Here is a 26,491-nt window from a genome sequence, read left to right on the forward strand (position 1 = left end):
TCCGGCTCGCCCAGTGACTCCCCCAAACTATTGTGGGAGCGAGCCTGCTCGCGATAGCGGTGTGTCAGTCACCTCATTGATGACTGATCCACCGCTATCGCGAGAGGCTCGCTCCCACAGATTCTGATTGTTATCAATCAGGCGTAGTAGTCGACCGCGCTGGTGCCGATCACGCTGGTGGTGGCAGTTGCCACTTCAGCAATGCTGGCTGGCGATTGCTCATCAGGCGAATCGATACGCTCGCCAGACGAACGGGTTCGTCCTGCCTGGGCCTGCTGTTGCGCCTGTTGTCCCGGGTCCTGCGAGCCTCGGGACTGGTCGGACACATTGACGTCGACCTGCCCCATGCCCTGCTGGGCAAAACTGTCGCGCAAGCGATGCAACTGGCCTTCGAGCGCCTCGCGAACGCCTGAGTGAGCGCTCATGAAGGTGACCTGGGTCTGCTGGTCCGGCACCATGTTCACACGGATGTCCAGACGCCCGAGCTCGGCCGGTTGCAGCTGGATATCAGCCGCCTTGAGATTGGCGCTGGACAGGTACATGACGCGATTGACCACTTCTTCGGTCCAGCCATTCTGGTTCATGGCAATGGGCTGGTTGACCGGCACCGCGTTGGCGGTCTTCGGCGTCGCAGCCTGGGTCAGTGCCGCCAGACGGTTGGCAAAATCATCAACCCGCGTATCGCTGGAAGCGGCGGTCAGGTCCTTAAGGCCTTCGCTGATCAGGCCACCGAATGCCTTGTCACCGCCCTGGCTGCCGGGACCGGTGCTGTCCTGGTCGGCTTGCACGGTCAGCATGCTCGCCATTCCGGCGGCAAACGTCTGGGCCGAAGTCTGGTCGGCCTCGTGCGAAGCAGGAGCAGCCACTTGGGGTTGCGCCTGGCTGGAGGCGGAAACATGGCCACTTTGTTCCATCGCCAAGCGCAAAGCCGGCAACGCGTCGAGTGGGTCGGCTTGCGGGTCGAAAGCCGGATCGACAACCGGGTCTTCGACCTGGCCCGGCGAGACCAACTGAGCGGCCGGCGGAGCCACGGCAGCAGCGGCCTGGACTTGAGCGGCGACCACCACCGGTGGAGGTTCCGGCGCGGTGGCCACGACGGGTACGCTCATGTCCGGCAGTTGTGCCGGACCCACTGTCGGATCCGCCACGGGAGCCTGTGCCACCGTATCGTCAGTCGAATCTGCTGCGTCATCACTGGCCGTCTCGTCGTCGGCGCTGGACGGTTGCTTGTCTACAGGCAAGGGCTTGCCGCTATCGGCAACCTTGGGTTCCTCAGCGGCAGCGGTTTCGTTTCCGACCTCCTTTTTGACGGGGACATCGGAAGTCTTGTCGCGCGCGGCCTTAACAACAGGCCCCGAGGAGTCGGAGGATGCCTGACGGGCAAAGACTTTAGCGAAGCTGGAGCCTTTATCCCCGTTGTCCGGGGCTGCTGCCAGTGAATTGACGGCAGCCTGGGGCTTGGCCTGGGCAGCGGCCTGAAGCAGTGAATTGGGGGTAACCGGCATAAAAAAGTCTCCGCTGCACTGGAATCATAGGTACAGTCGGGACAAACAATGCAAGGGGCGGGCCAATCTACGATTGCCTGAGAATGCTCAGCAGTGGAAGCCTTCGCGCTCTTCCCGGCACAGCGAGCGCACGTGAGCGAATTCGCTGTCGATTTCGCTGACCAGCTTCTCGATACCGCCCAACGACGGCTGCTTGGCACGCTGCTCCAGTTCGCCACAGAGCTCGGCGAGACGGATGGCGCCCATGTTGCTGCTACTGCCCTTGAAGCTATGGGCGGTGGCGCTCAGTTTTTCAGCGTCCCGCGCCTCATGCAGCACCCGCAGGCGAGCTTCGGAATCGTTAAGGAAGGTATCCAGCAACTCCAGATACCCTTCTTCCATGACTTCCTTCAACGTGCTCAGCACGTCACGGTCCAGATGAATCTCACTCACTTGTTCGCTCCCTGATCAAGAATGACCCTGATTATGCCAGAGCCTCCCAGAAAAACTCCACGCGCACACTACGACCATCGTCTGACCACAAGGCATGATGGCTAAGTTGACGCACCAGGCTCACGCCGCGCCCGGATAACCGATCACTGTCCACGGGCTGCGCCAGCACCCGAGCCACGTCGAAACCCTGGCCGCTGTCCTCGACCTCGATGACCAGGCGACCACCCTCTTCGTTCGGCGTGACGTGCAGGTGCACCCGCACATGGCCATCGCTCAGCGCATCCAGGCGTTCGTTACGTTCCCGGTAATACCGGGCAAACCCCGACGCGTCACGCTTGAGGCTCGAATCGAGCCCCAATACGCCGTGGTCCAGGGCATTGGAATAAAGCTCCGACAGGACGCTGTAAAGAGCGCCACTCTGAGCCCTGAGTCCATGAACCTCAAGCAGCAACTGCAACAGATAAGGCATCGGGTTGAAGCGCTTGAGCGTCTGCGCCCGGAACTCGAAGCTCACCGACCAGTCCAGCGGGCTGGATTGGCCGCTATCGGAGTAAACCGGTTGCGGCGGATTGAGTTGCGAAGGCGCGACGAGCCGCACCTCGACCATGCTGAAGTCATCCCGCGACTCTCCGCCAAAGTCCCGCAAGGCCTGTTGGATATCATCGAACAGCAGGTCGGGCTCACGGTTGGCGGCGAACACCTGTTGCAGCCCCTCGACACCAAACGGCCGGTCCTGTTCGTCACTGGTCTCGATTACGCCGTCGGACAACAGGAAGACCCTGTCACCCAAGGACATGGGGTGGACTTCGGTGCGGTCATCGAATAGTTGAGGCGACAGCACACCCAATGGCAGGTGCCGCGCCGGCAATGGCGTGCGCGTGCCGCTGAGGCCGTCATGCAGATAGCCATCGGGCATGCCGCCGTTCCAGACCTCCACCGTACAACGCTGGAAACTCAGGCACAGCAGGGTTGCGCAGCAAAACATGTCCACCGGCAGGATCCGCTTGAGCTTGGCGTTCATCTCCCGCAGGATCTGCGCCAGGCCATAGCCCTTGGCCGTCATGCCGTAGAAAACTTCCGCCAACGGCATCGCGCCCACCGCCGCCGGCAAACCATGCCCGGTGAAATCGCCCAGCAGGATATGCATGTCCCCGGCCGGATTGAACGCGGCCAGCAGCAAATCGCCGTTGAACAAGGCATAAGGTGATTGCAGGTAACGGATATTCGGCGCGCTCAAGCAGCCGGAGTGGGCAATTTTGTCGAAGACCGCCTTGGCGACCCGCTGCTCGTTGAGCAGGTAGCCATTGTGCCGGGCGATCTGGTCACGCTGCTCCACCACCGTAGCCTGCAACCGACGCAAGCGGTCCATGGCCTTGATCTTGGCAGCCAGGATCACCTGGTTGTAAGGCTTTGCGAGAAAATCATCGCCGCCGGCCTCCAGACAGCGAGCCAGGCCCTCGCTCTCGGTCAGCGATGTCAGGAAAATGATCGGGACCAACTGGTCGCCGGCCAGCTGCTTTATCTTCTGCGCGGCCTCGAAGCCATCCATCACCGGCATCATCGCGTCCATCAGCACCAGATGCGGACGCTGCCCCCGATACACCTCGACCGCCTCGGCGCCATCCGCCGCAGTCAGTACATGATGACCCTGGCGACGGACGATGGTGGATAACAACAGTCGATCAGCGGCGCTGTCCTCGGCGATCAGGACCGTCAACGGTTCCAGGTCGGACAACATGATGGGCAGTCAGGCTTTGCCTGAATGACGCTTGTCGTGGTGGTTGCCTGTGCGGTCGTGCTCTGCCGACCGGTCGTCTTTGGGGTAGATATCGAACAGCTTGTCGAAATTGGAAATCGCCAGGATTTTCTTGACGTCACTGTTGCTGTTGACGATCCGAATGTCCGAATCGTCGCCGCCGGCAAAATCGCGCAGCAGCAGGAGCATGCCCAGGGCAGAGCTGTCCAGATAGGTGGCTTCTTTCAAATCCACGACGACGGACCCTGGCAGTGGATCGAGCCGCTCATACGCCTCACGAAACTCTTGATGCCGACCGAAATCGAATCGACCCTTGATCGAAATAGTCAACTTCTGCCTATCGGGGGATACTTCGGTAACGACTGACATGATCGGCTTCCTTGTCATGGACATACGTGTACAAGGTTTAGCATCTGGTGAAGGTCTGAGCAAGGTTTCGGATCATTCACCTGACGAAATCCTGTTGAGTGGTCAATATGGGTTCTGGCGCGGCAGGCGCTGGGACAGCTCATCCAGCAACTTCTGTTCGCGTTTATCCTCCAGCTGTCGCGCCTCATCGATATAGCGCTGCACCAGTTTGCGCAGCCCTTCCACGCGGGCGAAAGCCTCCTGCCAGCCCTGCCGGGCTTTTTCCAGATTGTTCTGGTGCCAGACCAGGCTCTGGCGCTGCTGGTCGATGGCGGTCCCCAACTGCGCCAGGAACCCCTGGTAGCCCAGCAGCCATTGTCCGGAAACCCCATGGCGGCCACGGGCAACCCACTGCTCCTGGTATTCGAGGCGGAAATTCTCCAGGTCAGCCAGTTTGCTTTCGGCGACCGCCACCTGCCCTTGGAAATAAGCCAGCCGCTGCACGGCGGCTTTCTCGGCTTTTTCCGCCATTTCCACCACCGGCGCCAGGCGCGCCGCACGACTCGTGGCCATGGTCGGTTACCCGCCGGCGACGGGGGTGAAAATACTCTGCAGGTGCGCTTCGCTGGCCCCCATGCCAATGTTGTCGTTCAGGCTCTGGCGCAAATACACGGACATGGCCGGGTAGAGGTTGATCGCGGTGTCCGTCTCGCGGTCACCGCCGGGTACGTAGGCGCCGACGCTGATCAGGTCACGGCTTTGTTGATAACGCGACCAGTACTGCTTGAATTGCTGGGCACGCTTCATGTGCTCAGGGCTGACCACCGACGGCATGACCCGACTGATGGACGCCTCGATGTCGATGGCCGGGTAATGTCCTTCCTCGGCCAGGCGCCGGGACAACACGATGTGACCGTCGAGCACGCCCCGGGCCGAGTCGGCGATCGGGTCCTGCTGATCGTCACCTTCGGAAAGCACGGTGTAGAACGCAGTGATCGAACCGCCGCCCTTCTCCGCATTACCGGCGCGTTCCACCAGTTTCGGCAACTTCGCGAACACCGACGGTGGATAGCCCTTCGTCGCCGGCGGTTCACCGATGGCCAGGGCGATCTCCCGCTGGGCCTGGGCGAAACGGGTCAACGAATCCATCAGCAACAGGACGTTCTTGCCTTTGTCGCGGAAATACTCGGCGATGCGCGTGCAATACATGGCTGCCCGCAGACGCATCAACGGCGCGTCATCCGCCGGCGAAGCCACGACAACCGAACGCTTGAGGCCTTCTTCGCCGAGAATGTGCTCGATGAATTCCTTCACCTCGCGGCCCCGCTCGCCGATCAGCCCCACCACAATGATGTCGGCCTCGGTGAAGCGGGTCATCATGCCGAGCAGCACACTCTTGCCCACACCCGTACCGGCGAACAGGCCCAGACGCTGGCCGCGCCCGACCGTCAATACACCGTTGATGCAGCGTATGCCCACGTCCAGCGGCACGCTGATGGGGTCGCGCTTGAGGGGGTTGATCGTCGGGCCGTCCATCGGCACCCAGTCTTCGGCCTTCATGCCGCCTTTGCCATCCAAGGCGCGCCCGGCACCGTCCAGTACGCGGCCGAGCATGCTCATGCCCATGGGCAGGCGACCGGTATCGGCCAGGGGCACCACGCGCGCCCCGGGGGCGATCCCGGCGACGCTGCCCACCGGCATCAGAAATACTTTACTGCCGGAGAACCCCATGACCTCGGCTTCCACCTGCTCCGGGTGGTAACTGTCGTCGTTGATGACCAGGCAACGACTGCCCATGGCGGCGCGCAGACCTTCGGCTTCCAGCGTCAGACCGACCATACGCAACAGGCGTCCTTCCAGGATCGGCTGGCCCGCCAGCTCGGTGGCCTCGGCGTAGCTGCCCAGGCGCTTGGCGAAGCTGGTTCGCTCAAGGCGCATCGCGGCTGTCCGGTTCGGTGGCAATCAATGACGCACCGTCAGGTTCGGCGTCAGCCCTGGGCTCGTCCGGCAGCTCCAGGCTCAGGTCGGCCGGTGCGGGGTGCAGGGCTTGCTCGTGCAGTTGGTTCAGCAACTTGGCCATGACCTGCTCGATGCGGGTCTCGACAGTTGCGTCGATGCGGCTGTGTTCGGTTTCCACGCGGCAGCCGCCAGGCAATAGCGAGGCGTCCTCGACGATGCGCCAGGTTTCCTCATGGCGCTCGCGCAAGGCCTTGACCAGTTCGAAATCCTGCGGATTGATGTACAGCCGCACGTTGCCCACGCCCAATGGCAGGAGCTTGAGGGCCTCGCGCATCACGTGTTCGATCTGGCTCGAATCGATGGCCAGTTCGCGCTGGATGACCTGGCGGGTGATGTGCTGCACCAGTCCCACCAGGGATTTCTCGATCTGCGTATCCTGCTCGGCAATCGGTTCGAACAGGTTGACCATCAGTGACTCCAATGCCCGCAGCTTGGCCGTCAGGGCCACTTCGGCCTCCTGACGGACCTTGAGCGTGGTGCTGTGAAAGCCCTCTTTCTCGCCCACGGCGAAACCTTCGTTGTAGGCTTCCTGGCGTATGCTTTCGACTTCTTCGAGGGTCAGCGGCTGGACCTCCTCCAGCGGCACTTCCTCGATCTCCGGCAGCTCCTCCACCGGCTCAGGCTCAGGCTCCGGCACATGGGGGTCGAAGCTGGGCAGCGACCAGACGTCGAAACCACCGACGTCGCGGGCGCGGATCAGGTCGCTGGGTGCATCATCACTCTTGACGGACATAACGACCTTAGATCATCTCTTCGCCGCCCTTGCCACCGAGAACGATCTCTCCGGCTTCGGCCATGCGGCGGGCGATGGTGAGGATTTCCTTCTGTGCGGTTTCCACGTCGCTGACGCGCACCGGGCCCTTGGCCTCCAGGTCGTCGCGCAACAGTTCGGCCGCCCGCTTGGACATGTTCTTGAAGATCTTCTCCTTGACGCCTTCGTCCGAACCCTTGAGGGCCAGGACCAGTACGTCGGAGGACACCTCGCGCAACAGCGCCTGGATCCCGCGGTCGTCGACATCGGCCAGGTTGTTGAACACGAACATGAGGTCTTCGATCTGACCGGACAGGTCTTCGTCGAACTCGCGGATCGAGTCCATCAGCTGACCTTCGATCGAGCTGTCGAGGAAGTTCATGATGTCCGCCGCACGCTTGATGCCACCCAAGGTGGTGCGCGAGGCATTGGAGTTGCCCGAGAACTGCTTCTCGAGGATCTGGTTCAATTCCTTCAGGGCCGCCGGCTGCACGGTGTTGAGCGACGAGACCCGCAGGATGATGTCCAGGCGCACTTTGTGGTCAAAGTTGCCCAGGACTTCACCCGCCTGGTCCGGATCGAGATACGCCACCACGATCGCCTGGATCTGCGGGTGCTCGTAACGGATCACGTCGGCGACTGCCCGCGGCTCCATCCACTTGAGGCTGTCCAGGCCACTGGTGTTGCCGCCCAGCAGAATGCGGTCGATCAGGCCGTTGGCCTTGTCCTCACCCAGCGCCTGGGTGAGCATCTTGCGCACATAGTCATCGGAACCGACACCCAGGCTGGTCTGATCGCCGACGATGTCGACGAATTCGCTCATTACCTGCTCGACCTGCTCACGGTGCACGTTACCCATCTGCGCCATTGCCACGCCCACTCGCTGGACCTCCTTGGGCCCCATGTGGCGCAGCACCTGGGCGGCGTCGGTCGAACCCAGGGACAGCAGCAGAATCGCGGCTTTGTCGACCCGGGACAATTTGGCAACAGCGGCTCGATTATCACTCATCTGCGTTGATCCACTCTTTCACGACCTGAGCCACACGACCCGGATCTTCTGCCACCAGACTCTTGATGGCGTTCAACTGGGCGTCATAACCTTCGCTCGGGCTTGGCAGCAGAATGCTCTGCGGCCCGCCGAGGCTGACGCGATCATTGGCCAATTCGCCATCCAGGCCGCCCATGCCTCCCAGCTCTACATCACCCAGGCCTGCCAACTGCTTGTTCTTGCCGCCATTGGTGATGTTGTTCAGCACCGGACGCAGCACACCGAATACCAGGATCAGGATGAACAGCACGCCCAGTACTTGCTTGACCACATCCCAGAACCAGGGTTGCGAATAAAACGGAATATCGGCGATCACTTCACCGCGCTCGGAGGAGAACGGCACGTTGATCACGCTGACGCTGTCGCCACGGCTGGCATCGAATCCGACGGCGTCCTGGACCAGGCGAGTGAAACGCGCCAATTCGTCGGCGCTCCATGGCGCACGAGTGGTTTCGCCGTTGGCCGGGTTGACCTTGACCTGGTCGTCCACCACCACCGCGACCGAAAGACGCGTCAAACGACCTTGCTGTTGCTTGGTGTGGCTGATGGAACGGTCTAGCTCGAAATTCCTGGTCGACTGCTGACGCTTGTCCGCCGGGTATGGCGCCAGCATCGGCTGGCCGGTGGCCGGGTCCATGATCTGCTGGCCGTTGGCGTCCACCAGCGGCTGACCTGGCTGCACCATGCTGGCCGACCCAGCGGCACCACCGGTGGTTTGCGGCGCGCTGGCCGGAGCCGGCGGCTGGTTGCTCAACGCACCGGGAACGCCCTGCGGACCATTGCTGGCGGTGCGCTGCTCATTGACCGACTGCTCACTGCGCAACGCTGGCTGATCAGGATTGAACTGCTCGGAAGTCGACTCGACCGCACTGAAGTCCAGATCGGCCGAAACTTCCGCCTTATAGCGATCATTACCCAAGACCGGTTGCAGGATGTTGTGCACCCGCTGGGTCAGCATGCCTTCCATCCGACGGCTGTAATCGAATTGCTTGCCGGCCATGGTCAGTTCGGAGTTTTCCGCCTGATCGGACAGCAGCGTGCCCTTCTGGTCGACGACGGTGATCTGCGACTTGCTGAGCTCAGGTACGCTGGTCGCCACGAGGTTAACGATGGCCATGACCTGGCCCGGCTCCAGGGAGCGGCCCGGATACAGTTCCACCAGTACCGATGCGCTGGGCTTGCGCTCATCACGCACGAATACCGAGCTTTTCGGAATTGCCAGGTGCACCCGTGCGCCCTTGACGTTGTTCAGGCTGGAAATGGTCCGTGCCAGTTCGCCTTCCAGGCCGCGACGATAACGGGTCGCTTCCATGAACTGGCTGGTACCCAGGCCCTGGTCCTTGTCGAGGATCTCGAAGCCGAGGTTGCCATCTTTCGGCGTCACGCCAGCCGCGGCGAGCTTGAGGCGCGCACGGGCAACATCGTCGGCCTTGACCAGCAAGGCGCCGGAATTGGGTTCGACGGTATAGGAAATGTCGGCAGCCGCCAGGGTCTCCATCACTTGCTTGGCGTCCATACCCTCCAGGCTACCGTAGAGGGGACGGTAGTCCGGCTGCTGGGACCACAACACCACGGCAAAACCAATCGCCACGCTCGCAGCCAGGCCCACCAACAGGCCGACCTGACGCAACATGGTCATTTCGGAGAGATTTTCCAGGAAGGACAAGCCAAACAGCGGCGGTTTGCCGTCTGGTGGAGTGGCCTTGGCCGGAACGTTATCTACGGCTGCTTCTGCCATGACTCAATAGTTTCCTTAAACCGGCATCTGCATGATGTCTTGGTAGGCTTGAACCAGCTTGTTGCGAACCTGGGTCAGGGCCTGGAACGAGACACTGGCTTTTTGCGAGGAGATCATCACGTCAGTCAGGTCGACGCCACTTTTACCAATTTCAAACGCACTTGCTAATTGGTTCGACGCCTGCTGGGTATCGTTCACTTTATTGACGGCCTGACCGAGCATATCGGAAAAGCTGCTGCCACCCACCTGGGGGACGGCGACCGATTTCGGCTGAGCCATGGCGTCCATTTGCATGGCCCGCATGTCCAACATCAATCGATTAAATTCAATACCTTGGCTCATGGTCTATTCTCTCTGGCGGCCCGCGTTTTTTTGACACTTGCTCAGCGGATATCTGGGTAGTAGCAACAAGGGTGCCAGCTCAAGGCCGGCGATAAACAAATCCCCATACACATCTGTGGGAGCGAGCCCGCTCGCGATAGCGCCGTGACAGTCACATCGGCATCGCCAGGACCACCGCTATCGCGAGCAGGCTCGCTCCCACAGGGGATAAACAGTATTAGCTGGCGAAGAGGTACGCCTCCACGTCCATCCCGGCATCGCGCATCTGCGCCAACTTGTAGCGCAAGGTCCGCGGGCTGATGCCCAGGCGTTCGGCCGCTTCCTTGCGACGCCCGCGCTCGGCGCGCAAGGTGTCGATGATCATCTGGAATTCCCGGCGACGCAGGTCGTCGCCCAACGCACCGGCCGATTCGCTATCCGCTTGCGGGGCAGGTACGAACGTCGCACTCGGCGCCGATGCAGGCAAAGGCGCGCAGGCTACCGGGCCGGCCAGACAGAAGTCCTGCGGCTGGATCAGACCGCCCTGCTGCAGGATCAACGCTCGCTGAATCGCGTTATCCAATTCCCGGACGTTGCCAGGCCAGGGGTAAGCGACCAGACAAGCCCGGGCCTCGGCTGAAAGCCTGGCCGGTGCATGCTTCATTTTATTGACGTGCCTGGCCAACAGACGCTCGGCCAGCGGCAGGATATCGGCGGTACGTTCGCGAAGTGGACGCCAGGCCAGGGGAAATACCGACAAGCGGTAATAGAGGTCTTCCCGGAACCGTCCCGCCGCCACTTCACCGGCGAGGTCGCGGTTGGTGGTCGCCACCACCCGGATATCCAGGCTGATGGGCTTGCGCGCCCCCACCCGCTCGACTTCACGCTCTTGCAACACGCGTAGCAGCTTGGCTTGCAGGCCCAAGGGCATTTCGGAAATTTCATCGAGCAGGATCGTGCCGCCATCAGCCTGTTCGAATTTGCCGGCCTGGGCGGCGATGGCGCCGGTGAACGAGCCTTTCTCGTGGCCGAACAACGTCGCCTCGAGCATGTTGTCGGGAATCGCCGCACAGTTGATGGCAATGAACGGCTCGTTGGCCCGCCGGGATTGTTGATGAATGTAGCGCGCCAGCACCTCCTTGCCTGTGCCGGATTCGCCGGATATCAACACAGTCGAATCGCTGCGAGCCACCCGCGCCGCCAGTTCCAGCAACTGCGCGCTGGCCGGCTCGATGGCAATCGGACCTTCGCCCTCCACCGCCAAGCTGCCCAAGGCGTGGCGAGCCACCAGCTCCAGCAGCGCCTTGGGTTCGAACGGCTTGACCAGATAATCCGCCGCGCCCTGACGCATCGCCTCAACCGCTCGCTCGACAGCGCCGTGGGCGGTCATCAGCAACACTGGCAATTGAGGCTGGCTCGCACGTAACAGGCCGAGCAATTGGTGACCGTCCATTCCCGGCATATTGACGTCACTGATCACCAGGCTGAACGCTTCCCGGTCCGCGGCCAGCAATGCTTCCTCGGCCGAGCCCACCGCAGCGTAGTCATGCCCGGCCAATATCAACGTATCGACCAGCGCTTCGCGCAGGGCGCGGTCATCTTCAACCAGCAACACCTTGATCGCCATTGCCTTCACTCCATCTCGGGTACGCTGGAAAACAGCGGCAGGCACACCGTCGCACAGGTGCCACGCCCCAGCCGTGAGCGCAGTTGCAATGCTCCCTGATGAGCCCGGGCCACAGCCTTGACCACGGTCAGGCCCAGGCCGGTTCCGGTGGTCTTGGTGGTAAAGAACGGCTCGCCCAGGCGCGCCAGCACCGCCGGCTCGATACCGCTGCCGCTGTCGCTGACGCACAGGCGCAGGATGTTGTCGCGGGTATAAAGGTGGACCTTGAGCCGGACGTCGTCGCCACTGGCCTGGATCGCGTTCTCGATGAGGTTCAACACCGCGCCCACCAGGGTGTCGCGGTTACACAACACCTCTCCGTGGTAACTGTCGCATTGCCAGCGGATCGGCAGGTCCTGGACATGAGCCGAGGCGGCCGCCTGCAGCGCCTGCAGCAGCGCCTTGGGATTGACGCGATCGGTCAACGGCAGCTCCCCACGGGCGAAAACCAGCATGTCGCGCACTTGATGCTCCAACTCGTGCAGGCGCTCTTTGAGCCGCCCGGCGAAACGTTGCTGGGTATCCACCGGCAGTTGTTGTTCAGTCAAATGGCTGGCGTAAAGCAGCGCGGCGGAAAGTGGTGTGCGGATCTGATGGGCCAGCGAAGCGACCATTCGGCCCAGGGAGGACAGCCGCTCATGACGCGCCAGCTGATCTTGTAGGTGACGGGTTTCAGTCAGGTCGTTGAGCAGGACCAACTGCCCGGGCTCGGCGTCCAGCGAACGGGTCGAGATGGACAAACGGCGGCCATCCTTGAGTGAGACCTCGTGTCCATCGTCCTCACGCGGCGCGAAGCAACGGGCAATGACCTGGCGCCACAGCTCCCCTTCCAGCGGCAGGCCAAGTAACTGGCAAGCAGCCGGGTTGGCTTCGCGCACGCGACCGTGAGCATCTATGACGATCACGCCACCGGGCAACAGGTCCAGAAGGTTTTGCAGACGATTGGCCAGGCGTTCTTTTTCCGCCAGTTCCTGCATGCGCTGAGCACTGACCACCGCCAGTTCACCCTTGAGTTCAGTGACCCGGGCTTCCAACAGGCTGTAGGAATCGCTCAGCTGACTGGACACCTGATTGAACAGCGAAAATGCCTGTTCGAGGCCAAGCCGGCTTGCCTGCTCGGAGGACGGCAGGTGTCCCGGCTCGGGGACAGGAGACATCTGGGCGGCGTGGGTCATCGTGCTCTCTCGCGTGGCTGACCGTCAGTTAAACGGACGTTGCGAGAGGCAGTAGCAATAGGCGTGCCGGAAGGATAGTCAAACCTATGGCGAGGGAGCTTACTCCCGCTGGACTGCGCTGCTGCCCAAAGTTAGGGCCGCTTCGCGCTGGTGCGCCAGCCCGGCCCAGCGGGAGCAAGCTCCCTCGCCACAGGGGAGCATACTCACCATGAATCAGCGGTGAATGGTAAAGCTGGCGTCAATCATCCGCCTGTTCATCGCCCTCGCGACGGCTCATGCCGTACTTGCGCATCTTCTCGACCAACGTGGTACGCCGGATGCGCAGGCGCTCGGCGGCCCGTGCGACGATACCGTTGGCGTCGTCCAGGGCCTGCTGGATCAGCCCCTGCTCCAGGCCTCCCAGATAATCCTTGAGATCCAGGCCTTCCGGCGGCAGCAAGGCATTGGCGGTGAAATCGGGCGTATGACCGTTGATTGCCACCCGCTCTTCCAGATCGCTACGCAGGCTGTCGACCATTTGCTCGTCTTCATCATCGACGTAGCGGAATTTCTTCGGCAGCTCGTTCACACCGATCACGCCATAAGGATGCATGATGGCCATGCGCTCCACCAGATTCGCCAGCTCGCGGACGTTGCCCGGCCAGCCATGACGGCACAGGGACATGATTGCCGCCGAGTTGAAACGGATCGAGCCGCGCTTTTCATGCTCCATGCGTGAAATCAGCTCGTTCATCAACAGAGGAATGTCTTCGACCCGCTCACGCAGCGGCGCCATCTCGATGGGGAAGACGTTCAGGCGATAGTAAAGGTCTTCGCGGAAACCGCCGGTCTCGATCATGCTCTCGAGATTCTTATGGGTCGCGGCAATGATTCGTACGTCGACGCTCTGAGTCTTGTTGCTCCCCACGCGCTCGAAGGTGCGCTCCTGCAAGACCCGCAGCAGCTTGACCTGCATCGGCAACGGCATGTCGCCGATTTCATCCAGGAACAGCGTGCCGCCGTTCGCCAGCTCAAAACGCCCGGCGCGACTGGTGATCGCGCCGGTAAAAGCGCCCTTCTCATGACCGAACAATTCGCTTTCCAGCAACTCGGCCGGAATCGCGCCGCAGTTGACCGGCACGAATGGCGCTTCGCGACGCTTGGAATGATAGTGCAGGTTGCGTGCAACCACTTCCTTGCCGGTACCCGACTCGCCGAGGATCAAGACGCTGGCGTCGGTGTCGGCAACCTGCTGCATCATCTGACGAACATGCTGGATCGCCCGGCTGGTGCCGACAAGACTGCGGAACAGGTTGGGCTCACGATGACGGCCGCGCTCGCGGGCCTGGTCATACATCTCGCGATAGACCTGCGCCCGGTGCAGCGAATCGAGCAGCTTGCTGTAGCTGGGCGGCATCTCAAGGGTCGACAGCACCCGACGACGCTGGTCTTCCGGCAAGTCAAGAGAAGAATTTTCGCCCATTAGCAAAACAGGAAGGAACTCATCCCAGGTTGAGAGTGTCTTTAGCAAGCCCAAAAGCGTGGTGGGAGCACTTATCGTTCCGATGAGAACGCAAATGACCTCACGACTGGAGGACAAAGAATCGACAGCCTGCTGCCAGTCATGACTTGCACAGGGTAAATTTTCTTCGCCGAGAAAATTTAAGATCACCGCCAGATCACGGCGGCGGACGCTATCGTCATCGATCAGGAGAATTTTGGTTTCACGCCACATGCAATAGCAACTTCCCTAGTCAACCCAATGCCCGGAATTAGGGGGCAAGCTAGACGCTTGCAGACTTGTTACGCCTGTAGACGCCTGAAATCTGAAAACAGTTACTAGTTAAGTCAAAAAACCGTGCACAGTCAAATTTATGGCGCAACGGATTCGGATTAACTGAGTATTAACCGAACAGATGGTAAACCTTTGCTGCGTTCTGTGCTTGATGGATCTGCGACATCTCGTCGACGATTGCCTGGCGCTCCCCTGTCGCCGCCTCGAGCAACTGCTTGTACACCCCCAGCAATTGCTCAAGATTGTTACGCAACGTCGCCTCGTCCACCCCGGACTCGCTCAGGACATCTTCCATGCACGAACGGCACGTCAAGTCCAACTGACCGATTGCCTCCCAATTACGCTCGGCCAGTGCGTCGACCAGCGCATCACGGGTGTGTTCTATTCGTTGCAGGACAAGACTCATGAGAGTGCTCCTCAGAATTGCGGGCCAGGGGTGGCGATGGCATCCCAACCTTCCTTGACCGTGCGAAGCAGATCGGCGACTTCGTCGAGGATCTTCGGATCGGTCTTGATGTTGGCCTCGGTCAAACGTTTCATCATGTAGTCGTAGAGCGCATCCAATTCGGCAACCGACTCGGCCCGATTTTCCAGATCCAAGCCTTCACGCAGGCCGCCGACGATACCGATGGCCTTACTGATAAATATGCCCTTGCTGGCGATATCCTTGCGTTCCATGGCACCTTTGGCCTGCGCGATGCGATCCAGGCCGCCTTCCATGAGCATTTGAACAAGACGATGGGGACTCGCTTCGGAGGTTTGCGCCTGGGCGCCAATCTTCTGGTATTGGCGAAGGGCCAACAGCGGATTCATGTGCTACCTCATCAAAATCTTCAGTTCGTATAAACAGCGTATCGACGCCGCGTCAAAAAACTTTAGACCGAAAAGCCGAAAGCCCGGAACGTTGTCAAAACGTTGCCGGGCTTTTTTACATCGGTCGAAATCACCTGTTTCTCTGTTGCGCCGTCAGGGCCTCGAACATAGAAGTGATGTTACTGGCCGTGGCCTTCAGCTTGCCGACCAGGGTATCCATGTCGTTGTACTTCTTGGTCAACGAAGCGGTCAACGTCTCGACCCGGCGATCCAGGGCCGCCTGATCGCTCTTGAGCCGGGTCTGGGTCTTGGTCAGCGCAGAGGTCCGCTGGTCGAGGATGCCACCGGTCTGGGTGAAGGGTTCGATCGCCTTGCCCATGCGCTCCAGCAAGCCATTGGTACCAGTGAACATCGTCTGGACTTCACCGCTGAGCTTCTTGTCATTCATGGCCGCGTTGAACTTGGTGCTATCGAAATTCAATGCACCCGTCTTCTGGTCGGTGGTAATACCCAGCTGGGCCAACACCGTGAGCTTGTCACCAGCACCTGTCTGGGACAACGGTTCGCGGATCGTCGCCAGGAGCGAGCGAGGCAAAGAGTCACCAGTCAGTTTGGCCGGTATCGTCGGGTTGCCATCATCATCCAGAGACGGCTTTGTCAGCGCAGTGATGCTGTTGGCGACCGCGTTGTAGGCATCGACGAACTTCTGGATCGAGGCCTTCAGGCCATCGTTGTTCGGTGCGACGGTGACGGTGGATGTGCCGTCACCGGGTACGCCGACCAGATTCAACGTTAATCCAGAAATCGCCGTGCTCACCGTATTGCTTGCGCTGGTCAGCTTCATGCCATCGACGGAAAACACGGCGTCCTGGGCCAAGGCACCGATAGCACCCGCCGAAGTGGCCGTCAGTGCAGTATTGCTGGCGCCCACGACGTTCGTCCCGTCGATCTCCAGGCCGGCAATACCGCTGACCGAGATATCGGAACCTGCGCCGGTGGTGGTGGAGCCCAGCACCAGCCGCGAACCGAAGGAGTCGGTCACGATGTTGGCACTCAAACCGGCGGCCTTCATGGACGAGTCGGCGTTGATCGCGTCACGCACCGATTGCAAGGTCGAACCGTCCGGCACAGTGAGGTTGTAGTTGACCCCCTTCTGCGCGATGGTTAGCGTGCCGGAAGGGATAGCACTGGTCGTACCACCGGCGAAAGCCGCCGAAGTGACCTTGGACGCCGTGGCGAGGTTGGTGACCTTGATGGCATAAGTGCCGTTGACCGCTGAGTTGCTGGCGGTAGCCGTGAGCACACCAGGGACGGAAGAGGTTGCGGCAAAACCCGCGAATTGCGGGTTCTTGGTGTTGCCCAAATCCTTCATGGCGGTATTGAAGGCTGCCAGCAAAGACTTCAGGGTGCCGACCCCGGAGATACTGTTGCTGGTTGTGTTGGTGGCTCGGGTGATCTGACCTTGCTTGGCAGCCTTGTCGGAATCGACCAGTGCCTTAACGATCTCAGTCGTGTTAAGACCAGAACCCAGCCCCAGGCCAGGTAGAATCGGACTTGCCATGAGGAACTCCCTTCAGTGTGTCGCCGGCCTTTTGACCCCTACAACGCCCAAAAGTACATAGCAACGAAATTCGTGCCGATTGTCAGGCTTCAGCGCTGAACAACAAGCTGTTTGCATCATTCAAACTGTTCGCCAGTTTCAGAACTTCTTCGTTCGGGATCTGGCGAATCACTTCACCGGAACCGCTGGCGATGACTTTGACCACTACTTTGCCTGAAGGCTCATCGATAGAGAACTCCAGATTACGCTTGACCGACTGGACGAACTTCTCGATTTCCTGAACGGCCTTCTTGAGTTTGTCTTGCTCGGCAGCAGCGTCCTTGGGAGTTTCCTTGACCGGTGCCACGGAAACAACATCGGCTTGAGGCTTCTCCACTGGCTTGTCGGCCACTGTAGGCGTCGGCTTCGCCGCTGGATAAGACAAGTTCAGCTTCACGCTCATATCCATGTCCATCACCTCTTGAACGGAAAAAGCGAGAGAGCACGCATGCGCACTCCCCCGCTAAAACTCATCCGGCTATTACTGAAGCAGCTTCAGTACAGCGGATGGCAGTTGGTTGGCCTGGGCCAGAACCGAAGTCGACGCTTGCTGCAGAGTCTGCTGCTTGGTCAGTTGTGCAGTTTCAGCAGCGAAGTCGGTATCTTGTACGCGACCCAGTGCAGCACTGGCGTTTTCGTTGATGTTTTGCAGGTTGGAGATGGTGCTGGCGAAACGGTTCTGAGCAGCACCGAGGTCGGCACGAGCACTGTTGATGGTGTCGATCGCGCTGGTGATTGCGTCCATTGCGGCCGAGAAGTTGGTTTCAGCAGTAGCGCTGTCGGAACCAACGATGGTGATGGCCGAGTCAACACCCAGGGCCGCGGCGTCGAAGCTGGCGCTCAGGGTCAGGGAGATCTGGTTGTCGGCACCGGTGTTCGAACCAACCTGGAAGGTCATGGTGCTAGCAGTACCGTCGAGCAGGTTCTTGCCGTTCAGGTTGGTGCTGTTGGCGATACGGGTCAGTTCGTCGCTCATCTGCGAGAACTCTTTGTTCAGAGCGATACGGTCATCTGCGCTGTTGCTATCGTTACGGGACTGGATGGCCAGTTCACGCATACGCTGCAGAATGTTGGTTTGCTCTTGCATCGCGCCTTCAGCGGTCTGCGCCATGGAGATACCGTCGTTGGCGTTTTTGATTGCCATGGTCTGACCGCGGATTTGCGAGGTCATACGGGTAGCGATCTGCAGGCCGGCGGCGTCGTCTTTAGCGCTGTTGATTTTCAGGCCGGAAGACAGACGGGTCATCGAAGTGGAGAGAGCGTCGGAAGCACGGTTCAAGTTCTTCTGAACGTTCAGCGAAGTAGTGTTGGTGTTTACTGTTAAAGCCATGACGAATTCCTCGTTGGTTGGGTACTGCGGCTTCCGGCCCTTGGCAACCGCCGGGGTGTGGCCTAGAGAACCTTCGTAATAGTTATCGTCGGGTTAGGAACTTGCTTGAGGGCTTTTTTCAAAAATTTTGCTAGCAGACTGCCACTCCTTGATAAACAAGGGCTTAGCGTGGAGCGAAGCGCTGAAAAATGGCGTCAAAAACCTGCTTCATGAAATCGCAGGCAAAAAAAGTGGGAGCGGGCTTGCTCGCGAAAGCGGTGAATCAGCTTTGTATCTGTGCTGAAGTACCGACGCCTTCGCGGGCACGCCCGCTCCCACCTTTATGTTCAGTTGTGAATCAGTCGCGATAGAGAATCGCCGATCCCCACGACAAGCCCACGCCGAAACCGCTGATTGCAACGCGCTTCCAGTCAGCATCCAGCACGTGCCTTTCCAGCAGCAGCGGAATACTCGACGATACGGTATTGCCGGTCTCGACCATGTCCTTGATGAATTTCTCGGGCTCACCCTCGAAACGGCGCGCCACGGCATCGACAATCGCCGCACTGCCCTGGTGGATGCAAAAGGCATCGATGTCGCTGGCTTGCAGCGAAGACTCATTGAGCAACTCGTGCAGATGAGCCGGGACTTTCAGCAAGGCAAAATTGAACACCTGGCGGCCGTTCATGAAAAACACGCCGTCGCTGACCTTCAGGTGCGGCGCGCCGGACCCGTCGGTACCGAACTTGGACTTGCCCAACTGCCAGCTGGCTCCTTCGGCCATCCAAGTGGCCGTGGCGGCATCGCCGAACAGCATGGTGGTATTGCGGTCTTCAGGGTCGACGATCTTCGAGTAAGGGTCAGCCGTCACCAACAGACCGTTCTTCAGCCCAGCGGCCTCCATAAAGCCTTTGAGAGCGTAGATACCGTAGACGTAGCCTGAGCAGCCCAGCGAAATATCAAACGCCGCCACATGGGTTGGCAGGCCCAGTTTGTCCTGCACGATGGCAGCGGTATGCGGCAATCCCTCTTCGTCACCGTTCTGGGTGACCACGATAAGCGCGTCGATGGATTCGCGCGACAGCTGCGGGTTGTTGGCGAACAGGGCGTTCACGGCTTCGACACACAGGTCCGAGGTTTCCTGGTCAGCGTCTTTGCGCGGCAGGAACGCTGAACCGATCTTGCCAAGGATGAACTCCTCATCCTTCTCGAATTTGGCACCCTGAGCGTAGTTATCCACGCCAGCGGTCGGCACGTAACTCGCTATGCTTTTTATGCCAATCATCATGGCTTCCCGATCATAAACTGCGACTAGGTTCCACCCCCAAAGCTCAGGGGCGCTTCAAAATGGTTGATTTCCAAGGGCGCAGGCCATGCCAGGCAAACGAATGGGCCTCCACTCCGCGGAATACAATACAGTGAAGATGCACTTTATGACCTATGCGTCACGCCGTTTTATGCCACAGAGGCATTTTTTCATGACAAACGAAGCGCTGTCATTGTCCACGTCCGTAGGAGACTGCGGGTAGGCATCGGGTGATAGGCGGGGTATTTCGGCAAACGCGCCGGCAGGTTCGCCCTGCCGGCGCCGAGCAGCCAGATCAGGCGGCAGGTTTGTCCAACAGGTCAGTCCACGGTACGTTGCGCACAGGTCCCAGAGCGAAACCCGCACCTTGCAGCGCCAGGTTGGCGTTGTAGAAGCGATCCTGGGCGAACGCCTCGGACCATTTTCCACGCAGCGCCGCAAGCGCTTCAGGCGTACTGGCCAGCACACCGGACTGGATTACCTGCACATGGGGCGTCCAGACCGTCAGGTAACCCGCCTGGCCCACCCTGAGGCACAGGTCGACATCCCCTAGGGCCTCGTCGAAAAGTCCGCTGTCGATACCGTCGGCCGCGTTGAACAGCTGCCTGGAAATCATCAAACAGGCGAACGACACCGCCGAACAGTTCTGCTCGACGACCAGCCTGTTCATATAGCCCTTGCCGGACTTCGACTCGCCGATGAAAGGCGAGCCCACTTCGTCATTCAAGCCCAGGATCAAGCCAGCCTGGTTGATGCTCCCATCGCGCTCGATCAACTTGGCGCCGACCACACCGACTTCCGGACGCAAGGCCTGGTTGAGCAGCGACTCGATCCAGTTGACGTTGAGCACCTCGCTGTCGGCCGCCAGGGTCACCAGATAGTCACCCTTGGCCTCCTGGCTGACGGCGTTGACCAACGACCCGGTCGCGACGCCCGTTTCGATCTCCAGCAACCGCACACGACTGGCCTGATGCCCCTGGCCGCCGAGCCAGGTGCGCAGCGTCGCGTGCTCGGCCGCCACGAGCGGGACCAACACCTCGTAGCGCTGATAGCGAGTGCGTTGCAGCACGCTGAGCAAGCAACGCTGCAACGCCGCCAGTTCGGTGACGCCATGGACGATGATCGACACCATGGGGCGATCGGCAAAACGATAGTCGATCTTGTGCGTACCCCTCACCGCCGTGCTCACGTCGGCCTGATACCCCCTTACTGCCAAGTGACGCAGCAGCGTCTTGCGCTCATCGATGTTGTCTTCCACCGGTGGCGCCTGACTGATCAGCAGCGGCTCGTCCAAGTGGGCAAGGCCCTCCAGGCCGTCCTGCTCGATCAAGCGCAACAGCAGGTCGAACTCCATCGCTTGCTTGAACTCGCGGGAATAGCCGCCGAGCCTGACCAACGTCTCGCGGCGTACCAGCCAATGACGGGCCATCAAGGCTGGGGCGTTCAACAACAAGTCGAGGTTGAACCCTGGCCGGAATACATCGGCCAGCGTCCCGTCGGGCTGACGTTGGAACTCATCCATTGCCACAGCCTGGCACTGTGGAGCGCCAAGTAATTCAACACCCGCGCGGAACAGGCCGGCCGGCGTCAGCTCGTCACCGGCCTCGGCCATGACCATCCAATCGCAATCGCTCTGGCCGACCACCTGATTGATCTTGTCGACGTAGTTGCTTTCGTTGACTTTGACAAAATGCAGGACATTCTTTGACGTCGTCTCGGCCGGCAGATCGCCGGTGGTAAACACAACAATCTTGAACGCCCGGCAGTAGCCATTGATGACGCTGTCGAACGTTGCCTGCATCTTGAAGATGTCGGCGTCCAGATCCAGGATCAAAATGCCGAACGTCGGGCCACCGTTGCGGTCGGCCAGGTACTTGGAGACTTTCCGTGCGTCACTGGCGCTCGGTTCACGCGCCTCGAGCCAGGCCAGTAATTGGCCGGAGCGCGTGGTGTCGAACAACCTCGCGGTATTTTCAAACGCCGCCGCTTTGAGCCGTTGATTCCAGGCCTGGAGCATTTGCACGTAACGCTTGTCACCCTTGGCCTTCATGAGATCGAGCAGCTGCTCATTCAGGTCTTGGTTGAAGGCATAGCTCAGGAAAGCCCTCGCCAGTTGCTCATCAAGCGGCTCGGCGCTGGCGTTGCGCTGGGGGCGAGACAGCTCTTTCTGCTTGAGCATGACTGCTTCCAGTTCCCTCAACTGCACCTGCCCGCTTGGCGCCGCATGAAGCAGGAATTCCAGGTTGGTGAGCTCGTCGAAGAACGCCCGATTGTAGAAAGGCATTTCAACGTATTGCGTCGGTTCGAACCGGCGAACCGGTTCGCCGCGCCGCGAATCCCAGAAGGACTCCAACAGCTTGCTGGACTGCGGCACCGAGCGCTCGGCCAGTTTCTTCACGATGATTTTGAGGTGCTCGCGCGTCGAGCCTCCCGAGCCCAATGTGCTGGCCAACGTCGTGGCCAGGCGTTCCTGTTCGGCGGCCGCACGCAAATCCTGGGAACCAGGCACTGCGGAAGGGCTCGGCGGCGACGCCACGCGACCGCGCTCACGTACCCCGTATGGAATGTCCAGCAAGCGCACCGAGGCTTCGCTCACCAAAGCACAGGAATGGCCGGCTTCGTGCAACCGCGAATCAAAACCGGTGGGCAACGACGCGTAGCTGCGCCGCAGGGTTTCAGTGCGCACGAGGGCATTGGCCAGCGACGGACAATCTTCGGCAAAGGCGGCCAGCCGCGCTTCAGCCGATGCATCTCGGTAGTCGTCACTGCCCTTGCGATCGAGCAGGTAGTAGTCGACGCGATCGGCGTGGGCCTCGAACGCCAGGCTATAACCCTGGCAGGCACTGTAGTCGGGGTGCGCCTCAAGAAACTGCAAGGCCTGCTCGAGCGCCTGGGGCAGCAGGAAATCCTCGGCATCGACCACTGTCAGGTAAGGCGTGGCGACGCGCTCGACAGCCTGGCGAACCTTGTCGCCGAAACCAGAGGCCGTGGGTGCGTGCAGGTATTGCACGACGGGGAACGCTGCCATGATGTCGCCGTCGGGTTGGCTGGACGAGTCGATGACCAGCACGGCGAATGAACTGTCGCGGTAATGGCGCAACGCCCGTCGCAGGGCAGTCGACTGGTCGTGAGCGAGCAGCACCAGGGTCAACCGTTCATTCAACGGCGCAGACGATCCTGTTGGGACATTGCTTTGCATATTCATTCCTTAATGAGTGGATGACCGCATCAGCGACACCGGGAGTTTCAAGGTTGAAACCCATCAATCCGGCAGCCAGCCGTTGGCCCAGTACTGCAGGTTATCGCCGCGCAAAATAAAGTCGCGCAACACCACTTCACGTAATTCGTCGCCCATCCGGTAGCTGGCAATCGGGTCTGCCAGGTGCATGCGGATCGCCTCCAGCCATTCTTCGCTGCTGTTGGTGAGGATCCGGGTGCAAGGCAAATGTCCCCGGTAAGCTTCGGTATCCGAACAAATGACCGGATAGCCGCACGCACCGTACTCCAGCAGGCGAAGGTTGCTCTTGCAGTCATTGAAAACATGAAACTCAAGCGGCGCCAGGGCCAGGTCAAGATTCAGGCTGGCAAGTTTCGCCGGATACGCCGCCAGGCTCACGCCAGGATGAAACTCATGAACATAGGGCCTGAGCAGATCCGGGCACATGCCGAAGAAAACCCATTCGACTTCGTCAGCCAGTTCACGCACGACATCTGCAATAAGCTCCAAGTCGCCGCGGTGGCTGGTGCCGCCGCCCCAACCGATACGCGGCTTGCCGGAGGTGGCCCGCTGGCTTCTGAGCTGCTGCCACAGGCCGGCCGCCAACATGTTCGGCACCACGCGGATATCGTGGTGCATGCTGGACAAGACGTCCGCCAGCGGATGGGTGGAGACCACCACCCGATCACACTGGGCGATTCCCCGGCGCAGCAAGTCTTCGAGGTTGTCCGGCATATTGCGGCGGTGTTCGTTTTTTTCCGGGACATTGGCGATGTAGTCATCCAGTTCGTAGATGCGCATGGCCTTGGAGTAATTTTTGACCTGGGCGATGTCCTTGAACTTACCCACGTTATAGCGACCTTGAAGCACGATCACATCGGGTGACTGACGCTCGATATCGATAATCGAGGGGGTATCGTAGGCAACACGGCCCACGATTCGCCCTGCCGCTTCCAGTTCGAATAACGGTTGGCTGACCCGGTAGTGCCCCACCGCCGAGGTATTGACCGCCATCCCCAGGATCGAAGGCACGTTGCGGGTAATCAACGGATTCCAGCCGGTGCGGGGTCCGGGTTCGAGGCTGAAGCTTTTCCCGGTCAGGGTCAGGTTACGGTTGTAGGCGGGATCATTGGCGATTCTGGGCAACCAGCGCTGATAGAACGCCTCCTGTTCGAGCTCCAACCGCTGCTTCCAGGAAGCATCGCGACTGGCTTCCACGCCAGACGCCAGCACCACGTCACTGTAAGGGGTGGTAACGATCAGGTAACCGTTTTTTCCGACCTGCTGGCACAGCTCCAGGGCGTTGATGCGCTGCGTCGTGATCGACTCATCGAACCCACCGGTCTCCTCCAGCACCTGCTTGCGCACCAACAGACAGTGATCGCCGACAGCGCTCCAGTTCTGCACTGTCTGCAAGCGTTGCATGTAGCCGCCTGAGGTGACCGATTCGTTGACAAAGGCTCTGCCCGCCAGGCCACCGAGCCCCATGATCATGCCGGAGTCGATGACCCGCCCTTGCTGGTTCAGCGTGCGAGGCCCCACGATGCCGACCTCGGGGCGCTGACCATGATTGAGTAACTCGTCCAGCCAGGCGGCCTCGAACACCATGCAATGGGGGTTGAGCAACAACAGGTATTCACCGCGGGCCTGTTGCGCGGCGAAGTTGCGGATCACGGCTTCGCTATCGCTTCCCTGGTGGAAGAATATTCGCAGTGTGTCGCTGCCCAATTCGGCCATTGCCCGCAACCAATGTTGCAGTTCGGAGTTCTCGCTGGCGTTATCGACGATGATGATTTCGTAGTGCGGATACGCGGTCGTGCTGATCAGGCTGTTGACGCAACGCTCCAGCGCGCCCAGGTCATCCTTGACGCTGATGATGATCGACACCAGCGGCCGCTCGTCGAAAAGATATTCGATGCGTGGGATCAACGTCAGAAGCGGCCCCGGATGCAGCCGGTGCGGCACGCCGATTCGCTGTAGATGAGCGCCGACCAACCGGGCGTTTTGCTCGATGACCTCGGGCAGCGACAGCCATTGGGCGAATGAGAACATCGACTCGACCTGGACCTCGGGAATATGACCAATGACTTGCGGCCCGTCTGTTTCCACAAGTCGCCAGACCAGGTCATGGGGCGCCAATTCCCCCAGGCTCGGTTCGAATCCGCCCGAGTCCAGGAATCGCTCGCGCTCGAACGCCAGTGTCCGCCCGACATAGGGATAACCGCGCATGAGGTCGACGTTGAAGTCAGGCTTGAAGATCGGCTCAACCGACTTTTCATCCACCAGCGCGCCTTCATCGCTGTAGAGACAGACCGCACCCGGCGAGCCGACTATTCGGTCGGCCATTATCAGCAGCGCCGATTCGGTCAGGCGATCGCCGGCCCGCAGCAGGTAGAACCAGTCGGCACCGTCCAACTGGGGCAGTAAGCCACTGAGCTGCTGCGCCCAATCGGCTTGCAGGCTAAGGCGCAGGACATGGTTGTCCAGTGACTGGCGACCATTGGACAACACCAGCACCGATTCGCAGGCATAGGCCTGCGCAGCAATGCTCTGCAGGGTAATCCCAAGCGCATAGGCATCGTCCTGCGCGTCGATAATGACGGGGACGATCCTCGGACGATAGGCCCAGCGGGCGATCTGGCGAGACAGGACCTGCTTGCGCAATGGGCTGAAATGCCGGCACTCCAGCCACTGCACGTAGAGGTCTGCGTAGCTTTCGATGTCCGTACCGACTTGCGAACCGATAACGCCCTGCCGGGTCGCAATGATCGAGTAGACGTTGACCTCCTCCCACTCCGGTGCCCCCGGCTCCTTGGGCTGCCCCAGTGTCTGGTAACGCACCCAGCCACTGGCGGGCGCCGGCTCGCCACTGCGCTGGGCGAGCATTTCCTTGAGCCATGTCAGTTCCACCGTGGCCGCATCGAGCATCTTGGGCTGACGCCCCAGGCGATCCGGATGCAACCGCTGGCCGCTGCCCTCGACATAAAGCTGGACCAGATTGCCCCGGCGCAATAGGCAAATGAACAAGGCAAAATCGAGCACCGCCTCGAAGCCTTCACCGGCCCGCGCCAACGCGGGCAGCAAGGCCTCAGCATCGGTGCGGCGCATCAATGCACTACTGAAACCGCCGAGAATATTGCGGGTGGTCTTTTCAAAATACGCCAGCATGTCAGTGCCGTTGAACAGCGCATCGAACTGTGTGATGCCGGTATTTTCCAAGCGGATCGGCAAGGCATAATTGTCGGCATCGATCAGGTGATGCTTGCTGACCACCAACGACACCTGCGTATGCTCCTGTAGGATCGCCGCCTGCTGGCTGACGCAGAGCGGCAACAACTGGTCGTCATCACACAGGAACTTGATGAATTCGCCCCGGGACTCTACAAGGCAGCGCAACAGATTCTGCTGGAACCCGAGCCGATCCGGGTTATGCAAGTAGCGCACCTCGACCTTTGCCCCCTCGCCAAGGGTCTGGACAATCTGCTCGATCTCATCGGTGCGACAGTCGTCGCAGATGACAATCTCCAGGTTCTCGTAGGTCTGGTCGAGCGCGCTTTGCAAAGCGAGAGTGAAAAAGCGTGGGTTGAACGCGGGGATGGCAATACTGACAAGAGGAGCTGATTTCACACGCATGGCTCTCAACCGGCGGGCGCCAACTCAGGCGAGAGCGGGACGTCCTGAATCGTATAAGGAGCGGGTCAGGGACCGCGTTG

Annotated in this window: 20 protein-coding genes and 1 pseudogene; all 21 read right to left on the bottom strand. The window is 60.3% G+C overall.

Going from position 1 to position 26,491, the window contains the following annotated elements:
- Nucleotides 1–137: 137 nt before the first annotated feature.
- The 21 genes and pseudogenes from ACLEJQ_RS13630 to ACLEJQ_RS13730 all read right to left on the bottom strand — a co-directional run bounded on the left by ACLEJQ_RS13630 (nucleotide 138) and on the right by ACLEJQ_RS13730 (nucleotide 26,405).
- Nucleotides 138–1,505 carry a flagellar hook-length control protein FliK gene (locus tag ACLEJQ_RS13630; RefSeq protein WP_440795745.1) on the bottom strand — a complete coding sequence of 456 codons (1,368 nt, stop codon included), beginning with the start codon at nucleotides 1,503–1,505 and terminating at the stop codon, nucleotides 138–140.
- Nucleotides 1,506–1,592: 87 nt separating this feature from the next.
- Entirely contained in the window at nucleotides 1,593–1,937 is a 345-nt protein-coding gene (locus ACLEJQ_RS13635; protein ID WP_245138383.1) for an Hpt domain-containing protein, read from the bottom strand.
- A gap of 31 nt (nucleotides 1,938–1,968) precedes the next feature.
- Nucleotides 1,969–3,675 (bottom strand): ATP-binding SpoIIE family protein phosphatase, encoded by a 1,707-nt coding sequence (locus tag ACLEJQ_RS13640; RefSeq protein WP_440795747.1) that lies wholly within the window; start codon nucleotides 3,673–3,675, stop codon nucleotides 1,969–1,971.
- An 87-nt stretch (nucleotides 3,676–3,762) separates the two neighbouring features.
- A pseudogene (locus ACLEJQ_RS13645) lies at nucleotides 3,763–4,062 on the bottom strand (STAS domain-containing protein); the annotation flags it as partial.
- Nucleotides 4,063–4,164: 102 nt separating this feature from the next.
- The gene (gene fliJ, locus ACLEJQ_RS13650; protein ID WP_245138382.1) at nucleotides 4,165–4,614 is read right to left on the bottom strand and encodes a flagellar export protein FliJ; all 450 of its coding nucleotides are present in this window, start codon (nucleotides 4,612–4,614) and stop codon (nucleotides 4,165–4,167) included.
- Between the two features lie 6 nt (nucleotides 4,615–4,620).
- Nucleotides 4,621–5,979, bottom strand: a complete 1,359-nt coding sequence (gene fliI, locus ACLEJQ_RS13655) for a flagellar protein export ATPase FliI (RefSeq protein WP_440795750.1) — start codon at nucleotides 5,977–5,979, stop codon at nucleotides 4,621–4,623.
- Nucleotides 5,969–6,793 (bottom strand): flagellar assembly protein FliH, encoded by an 825-nt coding sequence (gene fliH, locus ACLEJQ_RS13660; protein WP_440795751.1) that lies wholly within the window; start codon nucleotides 6,791–6,793, stop codon nucleotides 5,969–5,971. Before fliH ends, fliI begins: the two co-directional genes overlap by 11 nt.
- 7 nt (nucleotides 6,794–6,800) lie before the next feature.
- The gene (gene fliG / locus ACLEJQ_RS13665; RefSeq protein WP_024778656.1) at nucleotides 6,801–7,820 is read right to left on the bottom strand and encodes a flagellar motor switch protein FliG; all 1,020 of its coding nucleotides are present in this window, start codon (nucleotides 7,818–7,820) and stop codon (nucleotides 6,801–6,803) included.
- Entirely contained in the window at nucleotides 7,813–9,597 is a 1,785-nt protein-coding gene (gene fliF / locus ACLEJQ_RS13670; RefSeq protein ID WP_440795754.1) for a flagellar basal-body MS-ring/collar protein FliF, read from the bottom strand. Before fliF ends, fliG begins: the two co-directional genes overlap by 8 nt.
- Before the next feature lie 15 nt (nucleotides 9,598–9,612).
- Nucleotides 9,613–9,939, bottom strand: coding sequence for a flagellar hook-basal body complex protein FliE (gene fliE, locus ACLEJQ_RS13675; protein ID WP_003199082.1), 327 nt, complete (start codon nucleotides 9,937–9,939; stop codon nucleotides 9,613–9,615).
- 217 nt (nucleotides 9,940–10,156) lie between these two features.
- Nucleotides 10,157–11,545, bottom strand: a complete 1,389-nt coding sequence (locus tag ACLEJQ_RS13680) for a sigma-54-dependent transcriptional regulator (protein WP_440795756.1) — start codon at nucleotides 11,543–11,545, stop codon at nucleotides 10,157–10,159.
- A gap of 5 nt (nucleotides 11,546–11,550) precedes the next feature.
- Nucleotides 11,551–12,759 carry a sensor histidine kinase gene (locus ACLEJQ_RS13685; protein WP_440795758.1) on the bottom strand — a complete coding sequence of 403 codons (1,209 nt, stop codon included), beginning with the start codon at nucleotides 12,757–12,759 and terminating at the stop codon, nucleotides 11,551–11,553.
- 238 nt (nucleotides 12,760–12,997) lie between these two features.
- The gene (locus ACLEJQ_RS13690) at nucleotides 12,998–14,473 is read right to left on the bottom strand and encodes a sigma-54 dependent transcriptional regulator (protein ID WP_440795760.1); all 1,476 of its coding nucleotides are present in this window, start codon (nucleotides 14,471–14,473) and stop codon (nucleotides 12,998–13,000) included.
- A gap of 169 nt (nucleotides 14,474–14,642) precedes the next feature.
- A complete protein-coding gene (locus ACLEJQ_RS13695; protein WP_440795762.1) occupies nucleotides 14,643–14,939 on the bottom strand; it encodes a flagellar protein FliT in 297 nt (98 codons plus the stop codon).
- Between the two features lie 11 nt (nucleotides 14,940–14,950).
- On the bottom strand, nucleotides 14,951–15,346 hold the full coding sequence (gene fliS, locus ACLEJQ_RS13700; protein ID WP_440795764.1) for a flagellar export chaperone FliS: 396 nt from the start codon (nucleotides 15,344–15,346) through the stop codon (nucleotides 14,951–14,953).
- Between the two features lie 130 nt (nucleotides 15,347–15,476).
- Nucleotides 15,477–16,907: a flagellar filament capping protein FliD gene (gene fliD / locus ACLEJQ_RS13705; protein ID WP_440795766.1), complete on the bottom strand. Its 1,431-nt coding sequence runs from the start codon at nucleotides 16,905–16,907 to the stop codon at nucleotides 15,477–15,479.
- A gap of 82 nt (nucleotides 16,908–16,989) precedes the next feature.
- A complete protein-coding gene (locus ACLEJQ_RS13710) occupies nucleotides 16,990–17,355 on the bottom strand; it encodes a flagellar protein FlaG (RefSeq protein WP_047737641.1) in 366 nt (121 codons plus the stop codon).
- A 72-nt stretch (nucleotides 17,356–17,427) separates the two neighbouring features.
- Nucleotides 17,428–18,276, bottom strand: coding sequence for a flagellin domain-containing protein (locus tag ACLEJQ_RS13715; protein WP_440795768.1), 849 nt, complete (start codon nucleotides 18,274–18,276; stop codon nucleotides 17,428–17,430).
- A 337-nt stretch (nucleotides 18,277–18,613) separates the two neighbouring features.
- The gene (locus ACLEJQ_RS13720) at nucleotides 18,614–19,540 is read right to left on the bottom strand and encodes a ketoacyl-ACP synthase III (RefSeq protein ID WP_440795770.1); all 927 of its coding nucleotides are present in this window, start codon (nucleotides 19,538–19,540) and stop codon (nucleotides 18,614–18,616) included.
- A gap of 316 nt (nucleotides 19,541–19,856) precedes the next feature.
- Nucleotides 19,857–22,760 (bottom strand): TIGR00180 family glycosyltransferase, encoded by a 2,904-nt coding sequence (locus tag ACLEJQ_RS13725; protein WP_440795772.1) that lies wholly within the window; start codon nucleotides 22,758–22,760, stop codon nucleotides 19,857–19,859.
- 63 nt (nucleotides 22,761–22,823) lie between these two features.
- Nucleotides 22,824–26,405: a glycosyltransferase gene (locus ACLEJQ_RS13730; protein ID WP_440795845.1), complete on the bottom strand. Its 3,582-nt coding sequence runs from the start codon at nucleotides 26,403–26,405 to the stop codon at nucleotides 22,824–22,826.
- Between the last annotated feature and the right edge of the window lie 86 nt (nucleotides 26,406–26,491).

The organism is Pseudomonas sp. SMV71, assembly GCF_052042015.1.
GTDB lineage: Bacteria > Pseudomonadota > Gammaproteobacteria > Pseudomonadales > Pseudomonadaceae > Aquipseudomonas.